The sequence below is a fragment of the Terrabacter koreensis genome (assembly GCF_054783315.1).
The window spans coordinates 78,481-96,763 of the sequence record NZ_BAAGQU010000012.1; the positions used below are offsets into that span (position 1 = coordinate 78,481).

The 18,283-nt window shown below is 73.0% G+C and carries 18 protein-coding genes; 10 read left to right on the forward strand and 8 right to left on the reverse strand.

Going from position 1 to position 18,283, the window contains the following annotated elements; genetic code table 11:
- Nucleotides 1-28: 28 nt before the first annotated feature.
- Entirely contained in the window at nt 29-931 is a 903-nt protein-coding gene (locus ACYVNR_RS19320; protein ID WP_461050312.1) for an amidohydrolase family protein, read from the reverse strand.
- Between the two features lie 8 nt (nt 932-939).
- Nucleotides 940-2,274 carry a C1 family peptidase gene (locus ACYVNR_RS19325; protein ID WP_045189198.1) on the reverse strand — a complete coding sequence of 445 codons (1,335 nt, stop codon included), beginning with the start codon at nt 2,272-2,274 and terminating at the stop codon, nt 940-942.
- A 148-nt stretch (nt 2,275-2,422) separates the two neighbouring features.
- Between ACYVNR_RS19325 and ACYVNR_RS19330 the strand changes: the two genes are divergently transcribed.
- Nucleotides 2,423-3,145, forward strand: a complete 723-nt coding sequence (locus ACYVNR_RS19330) for a hemerythrin domain-containing protein (protein WP_461050315.1) — start codon at nt 2,423-2,425, stop codon at nt 3,143-3,145.
- 24 nt (nt 3,146-3,169) lie between these two features.
- On the opposite strand, the gene ACYVNR_RS19335 is transcribed toward ACYVNR_RS19330, so the two are convergent.
- Nucleotides 3,170-6,808 (reverse strand): BTAD domain-containing putative transcriptional regulator, encoded by a 3,639-nt coding sequence (locus ACYVNR_RS19335; RefSeq protein WP_461050317.1) that lies wholly within the window; start codon nt 6,806-6,808, stop codon nt 3,170-3,172.
- Nucleotides 6,809-6,968: 160 nt separating this feature from the next.
- Between ACYVNR_RS19335 and ACYVNR_RS19340 the strand changes: the two genes are divergently transcribed.
- Nucleotides 6,969-7,493, forward strand: a complete 525-nt coding sequence (locus tag ACYVNR_RS19340; RefSeq protein WP_461050319.1) for a hypothetical protein — start codon at nt 6,969-6,971, stop codon at nt 7,491-7,493.
- On the opposite strand, the gene ACYVNR_RS19345 is transcribed toward ACYVNR_RS19340, so the two are convergent.
- Nucleotides 7,448-8,395 carry an NAD(P)/FAD-dependent oxidoreductase gene (locus tag ACYVNR_RS19345; RefSeq protein ID WP_461050321.1) on the reverse strand — a complete coding sequence of 316 codons (948 nt, stop codon included), beginning with the start codon at nt 8,393-8,395 and terminating at the stop codon, nt 7,448-7,450. The two genes, ACYVNR_RS19340 and ACYVNR_RS19345, sit on opposite strands and share 46 nt — an antisense overlap.
- Nucleotides 8,396-8,401: 6 nt before the next feature.
- Here ACYVNR_RS19345 and ACYVNR_RS19350 point away from each other — a divergent pair, with 6 nt between their 5' ends.
- Together ACYVNR_RS19350 and ACYVNR_RS19355 are read left to right on the forward strand one after the other, a co-directional pair.
- The gene (locus ACYVNR_RS19350; protein WP_461050323.1) at nt 8,402-8,839 is read left to right on the forward strand and encodes a MerR family transcriptional regulator; all 438 of its coding nucleotides are present in this window, start codon (nt 8,402-8,404) and stop codon (nt 8,837-8,839) included.
- Between the two features lie 122 nt (nt 8,840-8,961).
- A complete protein-coding gene (locus ACYVNR_RS19355) occupies nt 8,962-9,957 on the forward strand; it encodes an NAD-dependent epimerase/dehydratase family protein (RefSeq protein WP_461050325.1) in 996 nt (331 codons plus the stop codon).
- 44 nt (nt 9,958-10,001) lie between these two features.
- Here the strand turns inward: ACYVNR_RS19355 and ACYVNR_RS19360 are convergent, their stop codons facing one another.
- Complete coding sequence (locus ACYVNR_RS19360) at nt 10,002-10,568, reverse strand: CGNR zinc finger domain-containing protein (RefSeq protein WP_045189181.1); 567 nt, start codon at nt 10,566-10,568, stop codon at nt 10,002-10,004.
- 67 nt (nt 10,569-10,635) lie between these two features.
- Here ACYVNR_RS19360 and ACYVNR_RS19365 point away from each other — a divergent pair, with 67 nt between their 5' ends.
- Complete coding sequence (locus ACYVNR_RS19365; protein WP_461050327.1) at nt 10,636-11,952, forward strand: MFS transporter; 1,317 nt, start codon at nt 10,636-10,638, stop codon at nt 11,950-11,952.
- Here the strand turns inward: ACYVNR_RS19365 and ACYVNR_RS19370 are convergent.
- Nucleotides 11,874-12,296, reverse strand: coding sequence for an ATP-dependent zinc protease family protein (locus ACYVNR_RS19370; RefSeq protein ID WP_461050329.1), 423 nt, complete (start codon nt 12,294-12,296; stop codon nt 11,874-11,876). The genes ACYVNR_RS19365 and ACYVNR_RS19370 overlap by 79 nt on opposite strands.
- Before the next feature lie 79 nt (nt 12,297-12,375).
- Here ACYVNR_RS19370 and ACYVNR_RS19375 point away from each other — a divergent pair, with 79 nt between their 5' ends.
- The gene (locus tag ACYVNR_RS19375) at nt 12,376-13,569 is read left to right on the forward strand and encodes a RimK family alpha-L-glutamate ligase (RefSeq protein WP_045189177.1); all 1,194 of its coding nucleotides are present in this window, start codon (nt 12,376-12,378) and stop codon (nt 13,567-13,569) included.
- Nucleotides 13,570-13,596: 27 nt separating this feature from the next.
- Here ACYVNR_RS19375 and tatA read toward each other — a convergent pair whose 3' ends face one another.
- Nucleotides 13,597-13,830: a Sec-independent protein translocase subunit TatA gene (gene tatA / locus ACYVNR_RS19380; protein ID WP_052677140.1), complete on the reverse strand. Its 234-nt coding sequence runs from the start codon at nt 13,828-13,830 to the stop codon at nt 13,597-13,599.
- 194 nt (nt 13,831-14,024) lie between these two features.
- On the opposite strand from tatA, the gene ACYVNR_RS19385 reads away from it, so the two are divergent.
- Nucleotides 14,025-14,816 (forward strand): HNH endonuclease family protein, encoded by a 792-nt coding sequence (locus tag ACYVNR_RS19385; protein ID WP_461050332.1) that lies wholly within the window; start codon nt 14,025-14,027, stop codon nt 14,814-14,816.
- Nucleotides 14,817-14,837: 21 nt separating this feature from the next.
- Here ACYVNR_RS19385 and ACYVNR_RS19390 read toward each other — a convergent pair whose 3' ends face one another.
- A complete protein-coding gene (locus ACYVNR_RS19390) occupies nt 14,838-15,479 on the reverse strand; it encodes a TetR/AcrR family transcriptional regulator (protein WP_461050334.1) in 642 nt (213 codons plus the stop codon).
- Between the two features lie 84 nt (nt 15,480-15,563).
- Here ACYVNR_RS19390 and ACYVNR_RS19395 point away from each other — a divergent pair, with 84 nt between their 5' ends.
- The 3 genes from ACYVNR_RS19395 to ACYVNR_RS19405 all read left to right on the forward strand — a co-directional run bounded on the left by ACYVNR_RS19395 (nt 15,564) and on the right by ACYVNR_RS19405 (nt 18,230).
- Nucleotides 15,564-16,613 carry an NAD(P)-dependent alcohol dehydrogenase gene (locus tag ACYVNR_RS19395; RefSeq protein WP_461050336.1) on the forward strand — a complete coding sequence of 350 codons (1,050 nt, stop codon included), beginning with the start codon at nt 15,564-15,566 and terminating at the stop codon, nt 16,611-16,613.
- 78 nt (nt 16,614-16,691) lie between these two features.
- Nucleotides 16,692-17,459 carry an ABC transporter ATP-binding protein gene (locus ACYVNR_RS19400; RefSeq protein WP_461050338.1) on the forward strand — a complete coding sequence of 256 codons (768 nt, stop codon included), beginning with the start codon at nt 16,692-16,694 and terminating at the stop codon, nt 17,457-17,459.
- A 9-nt stretch (nt 17,460-17,468) separates the two neighbouring features.
- Nucleotides 17,469-18,230: an ABC transporter permease gene (locus tag ACYVNR_RS19405; protein ID WP_461050340.1), complete on the forward strand. Its 762-nt coding sequence runs from the start codon at nt 17,469-17,471 to the stop codon at nt 18,228-18,230.
- Nucleotides 18,231-18,283: the final 53 nt, after the last annotated feature.

Consider the following 18,283-nt stretch of genomic DNA (forward strand, 5'->3'; position numbering starts at 1 on the left):
GACGGCCTAGACAAGCGCGCCGGCGACGTCACGCGCCGGGCAGACCCAGGAGGCGGGCGCCGTTGTGCCACAGCACCGCCCGCATCCAGTCGTCGCCCAGCCCGAGCCGCGCCAACGCGTCGAGCTGGTGCGCGTACGGGTAGGGGATGCTCGGGAAGTCCGACCCGAGGACGACCCGGTCGCGCAGGGTCGCGAGCCGTTCGACGTAGCCGGCGGGGAACGGCGCGAAGCGGTTCGTGAAGTCGGTGCCGCTCATCGTGGTGTCGAGGTGCACACCGCCGAACTCGTCTGCCAGATCTGCGAACTCGTGGTACTCCGGCATACCGAGGTGGGCGACGACCAGCACGAGGTCGGGGTGGCGGCGCAGCACCTCGCGGACAGCCCCCGGTCCGGTGTGCATGCCCCGGATCGGCGCCGACCCCGCGTGGATCACGACCGGCACGCGGGCGGCCTCGAGCCGGGCCCAGGCGGCGTCGAGGCGCTCGTCGTCCGGTGTGAAGTCGCCGACCTGCACGTGCATCTTGAACAGCCGTGCGCCGCGGTCGAGCGCCGTCGCCACGAGGTCGCCGACCCCCGGCTCGGGGTAGAAGGTCGCACTGTGCACGGCGTCGGGCACGCGGTCGGCGAAGTCGGCGCACCACTCGTTGAGCCACCCCGCCATGCCCGGCTTGTGCGGGTAGACGAGTGACGGGATCGCCTTCAGCCCGAGGCCGCGCAACGTCGCGAGGCGCAGCTCCTCATCGGCCCGGTAGGTGATCGGCCACGGCGTGCCGTAGTGGGTCTCGGCCTCGTCGAAGTAGGCCCACACCTTGCGCTGCATCGGGTCGGGCAGGAAGTGGACGTGCACGTCGGCCAGCCCAGGGAGGCCGAGCGCGCCGACGTATGCCGGCACGTCGGCGTCCGCGGACGGGCCCGGTGTCGTGGGGCTCACGAGTGCGGTCAGCCGGCGAGGGCGCCCATCGGGTCCCACGCGGGCAGCACGATCGGGTCCTGCGTCAGGGCCTGCTGGAGCTCGGACGGGAGGGCGTCGCGGCGGACGGCCACCTCGAAGACGTATTCGGCGAACCAGCCGTCGTTCATCGTCATGAAGCCCTTGTCGCCCTTCTCGGTGCCCCAGCTGTTCTCGACGCGCCAGCGTCGCGGGGTGTCGTCGACGAGGTCGACGCCCGTGAAGAGCATCGCGTGGGTCATGAGCGACTCGTGGTGGAGCAGGCGGTCGGCCTTGGCCAGGCTCGGCTCAGTGCCGTAGAGGGCGGCGCGGTCGAAGAGGCCGGCGTCCCAGAGGCCGAGGTCGGCGTTCGACATCTGGCCCGTGTCGCAGCCGAACCACACCGGCTCGCCGCCGACGATCGCCTGTGCCGCAAGCGACTTCATGAGGTCGGGCTCGACGTTGAGGTAGGTGACGGGCGGCGCCCCGACGACGTTGCCGAGGTGCTCGACGGTGAAGGTGCGGCCGTAGGGGCTGGTCGCCCGCGGGTCGTTGACGAGGCACACGTAGTCCTCGAGCGGCACCGTCACGTACTTCTCGGCGAACTCCAGTGGCGTCATCTCGCCGTCGCGGTGGAAGCCGCCGTCGGTGTCCTTCCACTGCCACACGAACGACTGCGGCGGCGTGCCGAGGTGGATGCAGAGCAGCCGGTGGATCGTGCCGAGCACCTGCTCCTTGGTCTCGCGCAGGTCGTCCTCGGAGGCGCCGTCAACAGCCTGCGCCCGCAGGTCGCGCGCGGCCTGGCGCAGGATCGTGGAGATGTCGCGGTTCATCAGGCGCGTGTTGCTCGAGCTCTTCGTCTCGGGCATCGCGACCTTCGGCACGAGGCCGTGCTTGACCACGAGCGCGACGAACATGTTCCACTGGCCGCCGTCCTCGGCCGGGGTCGCGAGCAGGTGCGCGACCGTGCGGTCGTCGACGTCACGGTCGGCGGTGGCGATGACCGACTCGAGCCAGTGGTTGGCCTTCTCGAACTTGTCCCAGAAGAGGAGGTGATTCTGCGAGAACTCGAAGTCCTTGACGTTCAACGTCTTCCGCGCACCGGCACGCAGCAGGTTGGTGCCGGCGAAGAGCCAGCAGCGCCCGCTCTTCTCCTGCGACGTCGCCGTCCAGTCGTCGAGCAGGTGCGACACGGAGTGGTCGATGCTCGTCACGACCCGGCGGTCGAGGGCGATGTCGTCGACGGAGGTCGTCGTCACGGCGTTCTGGAGCATCCGTGCGGTCGGGTCGGCCTCGAACGCCTTCGTGAGGCGCTCGACGAGGTCCGGGGCGAGGTCGCGGGGCATGTGCCACTCCTTCGAGTTCTCGGGATCTTGGCATCGTATGCCGCGCCCCTCACGCCCTGCGCAAGTCGCTCCCAAGAGCGGCACTAGATGCCTCGCCGACTCTGGTCGCAGGCCGCAACCGCGGCACGACGACGACAGGGAGAGCACGATGACGACCACCACCCCTCCGACCCACGAGCAGGTCTCGTTCCCCGGACAGGCGCACGTCGCGCACGGCCCGCACGACCAGACCGGCATGTACCTCATGCACCACGCGCTGCGGCGCGACCTCGCCCGTTTCGAGTCCGCGGTGCGGGCCACCCCGATCGGCGCTGCCGACACGTGGACGGCGCTGGCTCAGCGCTGGGCCCGCTTCGGCGACATCCTCCACCACCACCACGGCGTCGAGGACGACAACCTGTGGCCCGTGCTCACGGAGCACGCCGAGCGGCTCGGTGACGAGAGCGCTCTGACGATGCTCGACGACATGGAGGCCGAGCACGGCGTCATCGACCCGACGCTCGCGGCCGTCTCGGCGGGTTTCGCGGCGATGCGCGAGCACCCGTGCGTCGACCACCGGAACGCGCTCGACGTGCACGTCACGGCGGCGCGGGCCGCCCTGCTCGACCACCTCGCCCACGAGGAGACCGAGGCCCTGCCGTTCCTCCAGCGCGTCGTCACGCCCGAGGAGAACGCGCGCTTCGACGCGGCTGCGCAGAAGGCGTACGGCCCCCGCCTCATGGGCTTCCTCGTGCCGTGGGTCGCCGACGAGGTGCCGGACCATCTCGTCAGGAAGATCCTCGACGAGGCGGGCAAGCCCTTCGTCGTGCTGCTGTGGCTGACGCGTGGCCGCTACGAGCGCGCCACCCGCAAGGCGTTCGGGTTCGCCTGACCCGACCTCGCCGTCGGGGTCGCCTCAGCCCGGGGCGGCCCTGACGTCCACGCCCAGACGCTCGAGGTTGCCCGTCAACCAGCGGGCGTATGCCGTGAAGCCCCACCGGTGCGCGTGCGCCAGGGCGCGCCGCGCGCTGGCGACTGCGCCCGCCCGGTCGCCGGCGGTCACCTGCGCGAGAGCGAGGTAGCCGTCGACCGGACCGATGACGATGGAGATGCCGGCGAGCGTCATCCGACCGGAGTACGGGGTCAGCCGCGCCACCGCGCGGCGGGCGAGCCCCACGTCGGCGACGTAGCTCGCCGCCTCGGCCTCCAGCGTCTCGGTGACGAGGGTCTGCCAGCTCTCCTGGACCGGGAGGACGGGGTGGTCGCGCAGCTCCTCGGCCACGAGGTCGGGGCGGCCGGCGCGGCCGAGCAGGGCGTGGGCCGTGGCCCGCCCCAACGGGTGGAGCGCCATCAGGCGGAAGAACGTGACGTCGTCGCCGAGCCCGAGCCGCCAGATGTCCCGGACGAGGGCGATGACCGGCTTCGCGAGGTCCTCGGCCGTCAGCGACACCTGGGAGGCCCAGTCGAGGGTCACGGCCGCGAGCCGTTCGGCCTCGACATCGTCGCCGCGCAGCGACGCTAGGCAGAGCTCGACCCAGTTGAACGTGTAGAGCAGGTAAGGCAGGCGCTCCCGGCGGGCGATGCGGTCGGCCTGGCCGGCGTGGCGCGTCCACGCGTCCACGTCTCCGAGCTCGAGGTGGTCGATCGCGAGGCTGATGAGCGAGACCGCCTCGGCCACGGTGTCGCCTGCGGCGCGGGCCGCCTCGACCGCTTCCGGGCCGGAGGCCAGTCTCGCCTCGGTCCGCGACGGGATCCACGAGGCGAGCCAGGCGGCGCGAAGTGCCCAGGCGAGCAGCTCGGCGTCCCCGACCCTCCGGGCCACCCCGAGCCCGGCGTCGACGAGCGCGGCGCGCTCCGCCGTCGCGTGCTGGTCGTAGTAGAGCTCGACGGCGAGCGAGAGCAGCAGCCGGGCGCGGTCGGGCGAGTCGGTCTCGGGCAGCACCCGGAGCGCCCAGCGCAGGTCGTCGACGGCGTCCTCGCGCACCTCCTGCCACGACAGAGGCTCCCAGACGCAGTAGTGCGAGAGGGCAGCGGCCGCGCGGGCGACCCGGTGGGGCGAACCGAGCGAGCGGCCCAGGGCGACGGCCTCGGTCGCCGCCTCGACGACGGCCGGCCAGTGGGCCGCGAAGGCGGCGTCGCGCGCGAGCTCGAGGAGCAGGTCCCACCGCTCCTCCTGGCTGGCGCCCGGCACCCGGCGGTGGGCCTCGACGGCCCGAGCCCGCAGGTCCATCGCGTCGCGGTACGCGGCCGCGCGGCGTGCCTGGGTCGCTGCGGCGTCGGCCGCACGCCACGCCTGCTCCGCATGGGTCGGTCCGCTCGCCAGCCAGTGCCGGGCCAGCTCGGCCGTCAGCTCGTCGTCGGTCATGGTGGTGCGCAGGCCCGGATCGGTGGCCAGCGCGTGGGCGATCTGCGCGTGGACGCGGGCCCGCCGACGTGGTGGCGCCGAGTGGTAGACGGCGTCGCGGGCCAGCGCGTGGGCGAAGGCGTAGCCGTCGAGACCGTGGTCGACGAGCAGGCCTGCCGCACGCGCCGGCGCGAGGTGGTCGTCCACGAGGTCCGGGTCGGCACGGTCGGCGGCCGCGACGGTCTCGACGCGGAAGGACCGCCCGACGACGGCCGCCGTGCCGAGGGCGCTGACGGTGGCTGCCGGCAGGGCGGCGACCCGGCGCATGACGACCTCGCGCACGGTGGCGGGGACGGGCTCGTCGCCGGCGGTGGGCGCGCGGTCGCTCCTCTCGCTCCTCTCGCCCGGCGCGGCCGAGGCAGCCGGGACGGCCGCACCGGAGTCGGTCGGCCCGAGCCGGGCCAGCTCGAGCAGGAAGAAGGGGTTCCCGGCCGTACGCGCGTGCCAGGCGGCGGCGACGTCGTCGGGCACCGCTCCCGCGACGGAGTGCACGAGCGCCGCCGCGTCGGCCCCGCCCAGACCGGTGAGGTCCAGTCGCGCCCCGCCCCGGCGGGCGAACGCCTCGCCCACCTCGGCCAGTGCGCCGACGGGCTCGGGGTGCGACCTCCTCGACCCGACGACCACGAGCCGCGCCTCCGCCGGCGACACGTCGAGCAGGTGGCGCAGGGTGCGCAGCGTCGCGTCGTCGGCCCAGTGCAGGTCGTCGAGCACGACGAGGACCGGCTGCGCCTCGCTCGCGGAGAGCACGGCCGACGCGATCCGCTCCCACGTGCGGAAGGCCGACCGACCGGGGCCCAGCGCCTCCGCGTCGGCGGCGACGTCGGCGAGCCGCGCCGGCGACGGCTCGGGCGACACGTCCTGCGGGTTGTCCCGGCCCGTCCGATGCATCTGCCCGTCGAGGGCGTTCAGCACCGAGAGCCAGGGCCACAGCGGCGGAGCCCCGTCGTCCTGCGAGCAGACCCCGGCGGCGACGACGAAGCCTGCGCCTCGGGCTCTCGCGGCCAGGTCGCGCAGCAGCCGCGACTTGCCGATGCCCGGCTCGCCGACGACCAGCGCCGACCCAGCGCTACCCGCAACCGCATGGTCCAGCAGCGCGGACAGGACCGCGCGCTCGGCGCCTCGACCGACGACTGCGTCGGTGGCCGGCGTCTCCCGAGTCGCCTCGGAGCGAAACCCGTCGCGAGGACCGCGCCCCGGCACCGGGTCACGCTTCCCCGCCGTCGGTTCCGGTGCCACAGCCACGGAGGCGCGTCTTTCCGGCAGCACCCCCGGCTCGCTGTCGCGCAGCCACTCGAGCAGGCCTGCGTCCTGGCGCAGCACCGCCCGCTCGAGGTCGCGCAGCTCGGGCCCGGGGTCGAGCCCGAGCTCGTCCGCCAGCCGTTCACGGGCCCGGCGCAGGTGGTCGAGCGCCTCCACCTGCCGGCCCGCCCTCACGAGGGCGAGGGCGTGCAGCGCGTGCAGGCGCTCGCGCGTCGGGTGCAGGTCGGTCAGCGGCTCGGTCGTCGCCAGCACGTTGACGTGCTCGCCCAGCGCGAGCAGACCGAGCAGCCGGGTCTCCTCGGCAGCCGCGCGCAGGCGCTCCAGGGAGGCACGCTCGGCCAGCACGTCCGGGTGGTCGGGCAGGTCGGCATACGGCTCCCCCGCCCAGAGCCCGAGCGCCTCGTCGAGCCGGTCGACGGTCTCCGCGACGAGGTCGCGCGAGGGCCACTTCGATGTGCGGCTGCTGCCGTCCGTCGGCGCGAGCTGCGAGCCCAGCGGGGCGAGCGAGCGCTCCGACTGGCGAGTGACCTCGGCGAAGCGGTGGGCGTCGACGGCGTCGGGTGGCACCGACAGCACGTAGCCGTGGTCGGTGCGACCCAGCACCGACGGCTCCGTGCGGCTGCGCCGACCGGGCTCGATCGCCTTGCGCAGGCCCGAGATGTACGCGTGCAGCGCACCGTGAGCGGCCGGCGGCGGCTCCCCCGCCCAGACGAGGTCGGCGAGCAGGTCGACGGGCACCGGTCGGCCCGGGCGCATCGCGAGCGCCGCGACGATCGACCGCGGCTTGCGCGCACCCAGGTCGATCGGCTCGGCCTCGACGCCGTCGGAGGCGCTCGAGCCGTGCGGGGTCGCACGTTCGGCGCGGCTCCCACCGAGGACGAAGACGTGCATGTCGCCAAGGTAGCCAGCAGGCCCGCGTCCCGTGGCCGTTCGCCCGAGAGGCCCGAACCGGCGCGCGCCGCCGCAAGCCGCTCGCAAGCGAAACCCAAGACGCAGGCGGAACCCTCGATGGAGACGACCCGCACCGACCATCCAGAGTCAGGAGCCCTCGATGAGCACCGCCGCCCAGCCGCTCACACCTGCATCGGCCGCACCCGCCGCACCGACGACAGCGCGCGTCGCGACGCTCCTCGTCGTGGCCCAGCTCGCGCTCGTCGGCGTCGATGCCCTCGGTGGCGTCCTCGCCGTCGCCGCCGGGGTCAACACGTGGGCGGAGGCCTGGGGACCCGCGGCCCTGCTCGCTGCGCCCCTGCCGATGGTGGCGGGGCAGGTGGTCCTGACCGCGCTGTCGGTGTCGACCCGGCGCCGGTGGGGGGCCGTGCCGGCGACGCTGCTCACGCTCGCCTGCTTCGCCAGCATCGCGTCGGGGTTCTTCGACGGCGGCCTCGGCAACGCACGCCTCACCCCGTGGCTGTCCGCCTTCCAGGTGCTCCTGCTCGTCGTCACCGGCATCGTCGGCCTGCTCGCCGCCGCACGGGCCCGCGAGCTCGCCCGCAGCCGCGCTGAGCACCGAGCACCGAGCACCGAGCATCAGCGCGACAGGACCGCCATGATCGCTCCGGACGCCGCGACCTGACCGGCGGCCGCCGCCATGGTCACCGACGCCATCGGCATCGGGTAGGCGGGCAGGTGAGCGAGGTCGCCACCGGCGAAGACGCTGGGGCGGCTGGTGCGGCCGAACTCGTCGACGCGCACGCAGCCCGACGGGTTGAGCTCGAGCCCGAGCTGCTCTGCGAACGGCGCGGACTGGGTCATCGCCGGCTTCACGAAGAGGCCCGCGACCTGCTCGGAGGACTGCGCACCGTCCACGCCGTCGAGAGTCACGCGGACGCCGCCGTCGCGGCGCTCGACCGAGAGGACCCGTCCGGTCAGCACCGGGGGACGGTTGTCCCAGCCGTCGGGCAGCGCCTCCCCGTCGGTGAACACCACGAGGTCGGAGGCGACCCGGTCGAGCATGGCGCTCAGGTGCGGCGCGATCGCGGCGCCGAGGATGCCGACACGCTCACCCGAGAGCTCGTGGCCGTGGCAGAAGGGACAGTGCGCGACGAGGTCGCCCCACAGGTCCTCCAGACCGGGCACCGGCGGCAGGGTGTCGCGCACGCCCGTGGCGAGCACGACGGCATACGCAGTGACGGTCGAACCGTCGGCGACGCGGAGGTGGAAGGTGCCGGCGGCCTCCTCGACGGACTCGACCCGCTCCTCCCGCACGCTGACGGTGTCGTATGCCGTCAGCTGCTTGCGCGCGAGGGCGCGGAACTCCTCGGGCGGGTGCCCTCGTTGCCGACGACGTTGTGCATGTGGCTGACGGCGGCGTTGCGGTAGGTGCCGTCGTCGAAGAGGACGGCGTCGCGGTGGAGGCGGCCGATCGAGAGGGCGGCCTGGAGGCCGGCGGGGCCGCCTCCGATGATGGCGATGTCGGTGTGCACGGTGTCTCCCTGCTGTCGTTGCGGCTCTTGAGGATCGAGCGTGTACCTTCATGTGGGGATGAAGGCAAGCGAGCGCGAGCAGACCTGGACCGTCGGTGAGCTGGCGGCTCGTTTCGACCTGCCGACGAACGTGCTTCGGCACTGGGAGACGCTCGGGCTGCTGACCCCGGAGCGTGACGCGTCCGGCTACCGGCGCTACCGGCACGGGGACCTCGTGCGGGTCGCCGTCATCGTGCGCAACAAGGCCGCCGGCATGACCCTCGAGCAGATCGGGGTGCTGCTCGACGGCGAGGCGGCCGGCCGGCACGAGGTGCTCGAGGCGCACCTGCGCGACCTCGACGAGCGGGCGCGGTCCATCGAACGGTCGCGCGAGATGACCGCGCACGCCCTGCGGTGCCGCGCCCACGACATCGTCGCCTGTCCCCGCTTCGCCCAGCACGTCGCCGACCTCACCGACGGCCGCGCCGACCGTCCCCGCACCACCGACTGGGAGTAGCCCCCGCCCTCGACGTCCCGATCGAGAGAACGCTCCGTCACGTGCCCGAGCGTTCTCTCGATGGGTTACGTCGAGAGCGAAGGGTGCTTGGCGGGCCGGGGCCGGCGGGCAAGGATCTGCGCATGAGACTTCTCGTGCTCGGAGGCACCCACCACGTCGGCCGCGCGTTCGTCGAGGCCGGGCTCGCCCGCGGCGACGAGGTGACCACCCTGACGCGCGGCCTCACCGGCCACGCCGTCGAGGGCGCCGACGCCCGGCACGCCGACCGACTCGACCCTGACGCGATGCGGGCCGCGCTCGGCGACGACGAGTGGGACGCGGTCGTCGACACCTGGTCGGCCGCCCCCGTCGCGGTGCAGACCTCAGCTCGGCTCCTGAGCGGCCGCGTGCCGCACTACACCTACATCTCGTCGCGCTCGGTCTACGCCTGGCCTCCCGAGCCGGGCGCCGACGAGAACGCACCCGTCGTCGAGGGCGACGCCTCCTCGACCGACGACGCCGACTACGCCGCGGCGAAGCGAGGTGGTGAGCTCGCCGTCCAGGCCGAGTTCGAGGGCGACATCGCGATCGCACGCGCGGGGCTGATCCTCGGGCCTTACGAGATCGTCGGCCGGATGCCGTTCTGGCTCAACCGGATCGCGGCGGGTGGGCGAGTGCCGGCCCCCGGTCCCCATGACCGGCCGCTGCAGTACGTCGACTGCCGCGACATCGCCGACTGGGCCCTGGGTTCCCGACCGGTCGGCGTCTTCAACACCGTCAGCAAGCCGGGGCACACGACGATGGGCCTGCTCCTCGACGAGGTGAAGTCGGTGACGGGCAGCGACGCAGAGCTCGTGTGGGTCGACCCCTCGACGGTCGAGGCGGCCGAGGTGTCGCCCTGGACCCAGCTGCCGATCTGGGTACCGCCCACCGGTGTGTACGTCGGCCTGCACGACTGCGACGTGTCTGCCGCGTATGCCGCCGGGCTGAGCCCGCGACCGATGCCCGAGACCGTGGCCGACACGTGGGCGTGGCTGCAGCGCGAGGGGGTGCCCGAGCGGCCCACGAACCGCGGCGACGGCCCGATGGACGCCGAGGCCGAGGTCCGCCTCCTCGCCGCCCACGACGCAACCACCTGACGGCCTGACGACCTGACGACCTGACGACCTGACGGCGTCGTGGGTCAGCGGGTGCGGGCGCGGTGGGCGGCGGCCTTGACGCGGCTCTGGCACTGCGGGGAGCAGAAGCGCCGCGTGCCGTTCCTCGACGCGTCGACGTAGACGCGGTCGCACGCCGGGGCCGCGCACACCCCGAGACGCCCTCCGAGGTCGCTGCCGAGCGCGACGGCGAGGCCCGACGCGAGCCCTGCCTGCCATCCGCGCACGTAGCCGTCGTCGGGACCGTGGAAGTGCAGCTGGTGCCGGCCCGTCCCGTCGGCGTCGAGCCGCGGCCGGGCCCCCGTGCTCTCGAGCAGCTCGTTGACGGTCGCCGCCGCCGCGTCGAGGTCGTGGCGCTCGGCCGACTCGAAGACGGCACGGACCGCGGGCACCACCTCGACGAGCGACAGCGCCTGCGCCTGCGTCGGCTGCGAGCGCCGGTCGGGCCCTGACGTCGCATCGGCGACGCCGACGACGAGCGCCTCCCCGGTCGGCGGCTCGTAGACGACCCCTCGGGCGTCGCCGGGCGTGACGAGGTTGACGAGATCGACCGCGACGGCCAGCAGCCGTTCGATGTGACTGTCGAACTGCACTTGACCAGTCACCTCCTCATATCTAGCGTCGTGACTACCAAAGTCTACTTCGACAGTCAGGACGACCATGGGTCTACCCGGGCAGCTGCGGGTGCTCATCCTCGCGCGGTGCGTCAACCGCCTCGGCGGCTTCTCGATGGCCTTCCTCGGCGTCCTGCTGCTGCGCGACCTCGACGCCGGTCCCGCAGGCACGGCTCTGGTGCTCACGTGCTTCGGGCTGGCCACGATCCCGTCGCGTCTGCTCGGTGGCCACCTCGCCGACGCGTGGGGACGCCGCCCGACGATGCTGCTCGGCCTCTCGGGCTGCGCTGTGGCCCAGCTCGTCATCGCCGCTGCACCGACGTACGCGTGGGCTCTCGCCGGCGCGGTCCTCCTCGGCCTCGCCTACGAGATCGTCGAGCCCCCGACCCAGGCGCTCGTCAGCGACCTCGTGCCGGCGGACGACCGCTCGTTCGCCTACTCCGCCCTCAACGCGTCGCTGGCTGTCGCCGGCGTCCTCGCCGGCCTCGTCGCGGCAGCCGTCTCGGGCTTCGGCCTGCGCTGGCTCTTCGTGGTCGACGCGGCGACCTGCCTGGCCTGCGCAGTCCTCGTCGCGGGGGCCGTCCCGGCGTCGCGGCGACCTCCGGCGCTGGGCCCTCTCGACCAGGAGGAGGCGGCGGATCCCGTCGGGAACTGCACACTCGACGAGAAGGATGATCGCGTGCCCGGTTCCCGACGCGGCTCCGACTCGCCGGGGCAGCGGTGGGTCGGGGCACTGACGGACCGCCGGCTCGTGCGGGTCGTCGCCCTGGGCACGGTCGCCGCGACCGTGACGATGGTCGTCGTCTTCGGGGTGCCGCTCCTCGTCGAGCAGCGCGGCATGGCCCCGTCGGTCACGGGTTGGGTGCTCGCGGCCGGCGCCGCTGCCAGCGTCCCCGGCGCGCGGCTCGTCGTGGTGCTCCGGCGCCGCGTGGGCGACCGCGGCGTCCTGCTCACGGGCGAGGCCACCGCAGCGCTGGGCCTGACAGCCCTCGCCCTCGCCGACGGGCCGCTCGCCCTCGCGGCCGGGCTCGTCGTCTTCGACGTGGGCGGCCTCCTCGTCATCTCGACGATGATGGCCGGCGCCGGCGCCCTCGCCCCGGAGGGCAGCCGGGGCACCTACCTCGCCGTGCTGGGACTGACGTGGGGACTCGCCACGACGGCGGCGCCGGGCATCCTCACGACGCTCGGGACGGCATACGGCCCCGGGGCGCCCTTCGCGGCATCGGCGGCCGCGCTGCTGGTGGCGGCCGTCGTGCGCGCCGTGACCGAGCCGGGTCAGCGACGTCAGCGGCCCCGGTTGCGGCGACGCACGTCCTTGGGCGGCTTGCCCCCGGCATACGACCGGTCGGGGTCGACGACGTAGCCCTGGCGCAGCGCCTCACGGCCGACGAGCATGCGGAAGCCCATCCGGTCACGCTTGCTCAGCGTCACCTCGGCCGGGACCGTCCGCCCACCGAGACGCAGGTCCACGCGGATGACGAGCCGACGCTGCACGTGGCCGCTGGACGAGCGCACCTTGCGGCGGTCGTGGACGGGGCACTCGACGACCGTGGGGTCGGCCTGCGAGTCCTGCCACGGGTGCACGGTGAAGCGCACCCAGGGGCGGCCGTCGTGCTCGAACTCCTCGACGTCCTCGGCGTGCAGCGACGACGTGCGGGCGCCGGTGTCGATCTTCGCCTTGACCCACGGCAGCCCCACCCCGGGCATACCGACCCACTCCCTCCACCCCACATGGGTGCTTGAATAGGCCGGCCCGGACACCCGCCCATCTTGGCAGGACCTCTGCATGAAACTCGCGATCCTCTCGCGCGCGCCGCGCGCCTACTCGACCCAGCGCCTGCGCACCGCGGCGCTCGACCGGGGGCACGAGGTGAGAGTCCTCAACACGCTCCGCTTCGCCATCGACCTGACGGGGCCCGAGCCCGACCTGCAGTTCCGCGGGCGGCCGCTCTCCGACTACGACGCGATCCTCCCGCGCATCGGCAACTCGATCACCTACTTCGGCACCGCCGTCGTGCGCCAGTTCGAGCAGATGGACATCTACACGCCGAACACCGCGAACGGCATCGCCAACGCACGTGACAAGCTCCGCGCCACGCAGATCCTCTCGCGCCACAACATCGGTATGCCGGCGACGACCTTCGTGCGCAACCGCGCCGACGTCATCCCCGCCATCGAGCGCGTCGGCGGCGCGCCGGTCGTCATCAAGCTGCTCGAGGGCACGCAGGGCATCGGCGTCATCCTCGCGCCGGAGATCAAGATCGCCGAGGCGATCATCGAGACGCTGCACAGCACGAAGCAGAACGTGCTCATCCAGAGCTTCGTCACGGAGAGCAAGGGACGCGACATCCGTGCCCTCGTCGTCGGTGACCGGGTCGTGGCCGCAATGCGGCGCCGGGCGAACGGCGACGAGTTCCGCTCGAACGTGCACCGCGGCGGCACCGTCGAGCCGGTCGAGCTGACGCCCGAGTACGAGCAGGCCGCAGTGCGCTCGGCCCAGATCATGGGCCTGCGAGTGGCCGGCGTCGACATGCTCGAGGGGAACGACGGGCCGCTCGTCATGGAGGTCAACTCCTCCCCCGGACTCGAGGGCATCGAGGCCGCGACGAACCTCGACGTCGCCGGCGCGATCGTCGACTACATCGCCGGCCAGGTCGCCTTCCCCGAGATCGACGTGCGCCAACGCCTCACCGTCTCGACGGGATACGGCGTCGCCGAGCTCGTCGTCCACGCCGGCGCCGACATCATCGGCAAGACGATCGGCGAGTCGGGCCTCGAGGAGCACGACCTGCAGGTGCTCACGCTGCACCGCGGCGCGAGCGTCATCCCCAACCCGCGCCGCCGCGTCGTGCTCGAGGCGGAGGACCGCCTCCTGTGCTTCGGCCGGCTCGAGGAGATGCGGTCGATGATCCCGCAGCGGCGCCGCCGCCGGGCCAAGGTGCGCAAGCTGCCGACGGAGCCGATCCACACCGTCGCGTGATGATCGCCTGAGGCGCGTCCGGCAGCGTCAGAGCGGCGTTCGAGGCGCTCGGCCCTCCGGCGTACGCGTGGCGGTCGGGCCGGGTGTGTCCGCCGCGTGCGTCTCGGGTGCCTCGCCGGCGCGGAGCTGGTCCACCTCGGACTTGAAGATGCGCACCGACCGGCCGAGGCTCCTGGCCATGTCGGGCATGCGCTTCCAGCCGAAGAGCAGAGCGACGGCGATGATGATGACGATGATCTCCGGTCCTCCGAGATCAGCCATGGCAACCTCCTGACGGTCGGCGCCCACCCGTCGCCGGGCGCGTGGCGATGGGGCACCGTAGGCCGGCCGGGTGGGAGGGCACCGTGCCCGGGCTGGGAACCAGCCGTGAGTCCAGCGTCCGGGCCCACCCCGCATCGGCCTGGTGCGGCGGGGCGTGCCGTCACGGGTTGGTTTGTGTGCCAAGGTTTCTCACCGTGCCAAGACTCCCTCAGCGTGCCACCGCGCAGCACACGCGCACCCTCGCTGCCGCCCTGTTTGCCGCTCTGACGGTGCTCGTGGGCGGATGCGGGCTCCCGGTCCTGACGGGGGCGGCACCGGGTGGCCGGGACCACGCGCCGACCGAGGTCGACGGGTCGCGCCCGGGCACCACGACGAGCCTGCCCGCCCCCTTCACCCCGACGATCTCCGCAGCCCAGGCGCGCGCAGCGCTCTCGCAGCTCGACCGGCTGCCGGTCAAGGGACGAGCCCCGAAGACCGGCTACTCCCGCGAGCAGTTCGGTCCGGCGTGGACCGACGACGCCGACGTCGCCGGCGGCCACAACGGGTGCGACACCCGCAACGACGTGCTCCGCCGCGACCTCACCGCAGAGCGCCTCAAGCCCGGCACCCACGGCTGCGTCGTGACGTCGGGGCGGCTCGCCGACCCCTACACGGGACACGTCATCACCTTCGAGCGCGGCCCCTTCTCGTCGAGGGTCCAGATCGACCACGTCGTCGCCCTCGGTGACGCGTGGGTCAAGGGTGGGCAGGCGCTGACGCGCGAGCAGCGCATCTCGCTGGCCAACGACCCGCTCAACCTCCTCGCCGTCTACGGCCCGACCAACGGTGCCAAGCGCGACTCCGACGCCGCCTCCTGGCTGCCTCCGAACCGCGCCTTCCGCTGCACCTACGTCGCACGACAGGTGGCGGTCAAGACCCGCTACCACCTGTGGGTGACCGCGGCCGAGAAGGCCGCGGTCACGCGGGTCCTCACCACCTGCCGCTGACCGGGATCGAAGGCAGGGCGCTCAGCCGAGCAGGGCGGCCACCCCGTCGAGGACGAGTTCGAGGCCAGGCTCGAACTCGCGGGCGAACGTGTATCCGGCTTCGAGCACGACGTGCTGGGCGAACCAGGCCATGTTGGGGTACGCGGCGAGGAGCTCGGCGAGCGGACCGGTGCTGACGAAGTCGGCCGCCTCGGCGCCCGAGTCGAACGGCAGCGTCGTCTCCTGCAGGACGAAGCCGTAGACGAAGGCGTCGACGACGGCATACGCGTGCGCGACGTGTCGGGGACTGAAACCGCCCGCGCGGAGGCACGCGATGTTGGCGTCGTGGTAGGCCAGGGTCGCCGGCCCGGGCGTGCGGCGCGACTCCATGAGGGGCAGCGCCCACGGGTGCCGGCCGAGGACCTCGCGCACCGAGAGCGACCTGCGACGCAGCTCGACGCGCCAGTCGCCTGAAGCGTCGGGGAGGACGACCTCGGCGTAGACACGGTCGACCATGCCGTCGAGCAGCGCGTCCTTGTTGGCGACGTGGTGGTAGAGCGACATCGCCTCGACCCCGAGCTCGCCGGCCAGCCGGCGCATCGTCAGTCGGCTGAGGCCTTCCGCGTCGGCCATGACGACCGCGGCGTCGAGGACGCTCTCGCGGGTGAGCTTGCGCGGGGGCACCGGACCTCCAGAGGGGGTTGTCAACCTTACGGCGTAATGCTAGCGTCGGCTCATACCTTACAACGTAAGAGAGTGAGGCCTGACATGGAGTCTCTCGGACACCAGCCCTACGACCTGGCCACCTCACAGGCGTCCTCGACGGGGACCTCGCCCCTCCCGGACCACGTGCGGGCCGTCACCCGGCGCCGCTACGGCGGCGTCACCGAGCTGCAGGTCGAACGCATCCCACGACCCGAGCCCGGCCGTGCCGAGGTGCTCGTGAAGGTGGCAGCCGCAGGCCTCGACCGCGGCGCCCTGCACCTGCTCACCGGCACCCCGTATGCCGCCCGCGCCGCCTTCGGGCTCCGCCGGCCGCGTCAGCCGGTGCTGGGCTTCGAGGTCGCCGGTGAGGTGGTCGCCCTCGGTCCGGAGGTGACGGGTCTCGCGGTCGGCGACCGCGTCTTCGGCACGGCCGCCGGCTCCCTCTCCGAGCTCGCCGTCGCCCGAGCCGCCCAGCTGGCGACCACGCCGGCCGAGGTCAGCGACGAGCAGGCCGCGACCCTGAGCATCTCGGGCGGTACCGCTCTCGAGGCCGTGCAGCGCCACGCTCAGGTGAAGGCCGGCCAGCGGGTCCTCGTGCTCGGCGCCTCGGGCGGCGTCGGCAGCTTCGCCGTGCAGATCGCCGCCCACCTGGGCGCCGAGGTCACCGCGGTGTGCAGCGCCGGCAAGGCGGACTTCGTCCGCGCCCTGGGGGCGCAGCACGTCGCCGACTACCGCACCACGACCGTCGGCGAGCTCGCCGGCCCCTTCGACGCCGTCATCGACATCGCCGGCAACCGACCGATCAGCGAGCTGCGCCGGGTCCTGACCCCGACCGGCACGCTCGTCATCGTCGGCGGTGAGGGCGGTGGCCGATGGCTGGGCGGCCTGCACCGCAACCTCGCCGCAGCAGCCCTCGACCCGTTCTCGCGCCAGCACCTGACCTGGTTCGTCACCCGCCAGTCCCGAGAGCTGCACGCCAGGCTCGGCGACCTCGTCGCGACGCGTGCGGTGCGTCCGGCCATCGATCGCACGGTCGGCCTGGACGGCGTCGCCGACGCCCTGACAGCCATGGAGCAGGGCACGCTGCTCGGCAAGGTCGTCGTCCGCCCCTGAGCGTCCCGGACGCCACCGCCAGAGCGCCGGCGCACGGGGCTTGACCTTGACGCTGCGTCAGGGTTGCACGCTCGTCCCATGACAACGACACACGCCATCGAGATCGTCGGTCTGACGAAGTCCTACGGCGAGACCGCGGTGCTGCAGGGCGTCGACCTCGGCGTCCCGGCGGGCTCGGTCTTCGCGCTGCTCGGCAGCAACGGGGCCGGCAAGACCACCACCGTCAGGATCCTCGCCACGCTGCTCGCCGCCGACAGCGGGTCCGCCCGCGTCAACGGCCATGACGTGGCGACCGAGGCCGCCCGGGTCCGCGAGTCGATCAGTCTCACAGGACAGTTCGCGGCCGTCGACGAGATCCTGACCGGCCGCGAGAACCTCGTCCTCGTCGCGCAGCTGCGACGGGTCGCCGAGCCCGGACGCGTCGCCGACGACCTGCTCGCCCGGTTCGGTCTCACCGACGCGGGCGGTCGACGGGCCGGCACCTACTCGGGCGGCATGAAGAGGCGGCTCGACATCGCGATGAGCCTCATCGGCGACCCTGCCGTGCTCTTCCTCGACGAGCCGACGACGGGCCTCGACCCACAGTCACGGCTCGAGGTGTGGAGGACCGTCCAGGACCTCGCCGGCCGGGGCACCACCGTGCTGCTCACGACCCAGTACCTCGACGAGGCCGAGCACCTCGCCGACCGCATCGCCATCCTGCACGAGGGCCGGATCATCGCCGACGGCACGCTCGCCGAGCTCAAGGCGCTCCTGCCGCCCACCGAGATCGAGTACGTCGAGAAGCAACCGACGCTCGAGGAGATCTTCCTGTCCATCGTCGGCCACTCGACCCCCGCGAACTGAGGACCACCCATGACCACCCACGCCCTCGGCGACACCACCGTCCTGACCAAGCGGTCGTTGCGCCGCATCCTGCGCAGCCCCGACACGATCATCACCACGGCCGTCACGCCGATCGCCATGCTCCTGCTCTTCGTCTACGTCTTCGGAGGCGCCATCGACGCCGGCAGCCAGTCGTACGTCGACTACCTGCTGCCCGGCATCCTGCTCATCACCGTCCCGTCGGGCATCGCCTACACGGCCTTCCGGCTCTTCACCGACGTCTCCGGCGGCATCTTCGAGCGCTTCCAGTCCATGCCGATCAGCCGATCCTCGGTGCTCTGGAGCCACGTCCTGACTTCGGTCGTCGCGAACCTCATCTCCCTCGTCCTCGTGGTCCTCGTCGCTCTGCTCATGGGATTCCGTTCCGGCGCAGGGCTGCTCGCGTGGCTTGCGGTCGTCGGCATCATGGTCCTGTTCACCCTGGCCCTCACGTGGCTAGCGGTCATCCCCGGCCTCACGGCGAAGTCGGTCGACGGGGTGAGCGGCTTCTCCTACCCGCTCATCTTCCTGCCGTTCGTCAGCTCGGCCTTCGTGCCGACGGAGGGCATGCCCGGGCCGGTCCGCTGGTTCGCGGAGCACCAGCCGGTCACCTCGATCGTCGACACGATCCGGGCGCTCCTCGCGGAGCAGCCGGTCGGCACCGACGTCTGGGTCGCGCTCGCATGGTGCGTCGGGCTGCTCGTCGTGGCGTACGTCCTCGCGCTGCGCACCTACCGCGCCAAGGTCACCTGACGACGTGCCGGGCCACACGGCACACGCCATCTCGCCCCCGCGTCAGGAGAATG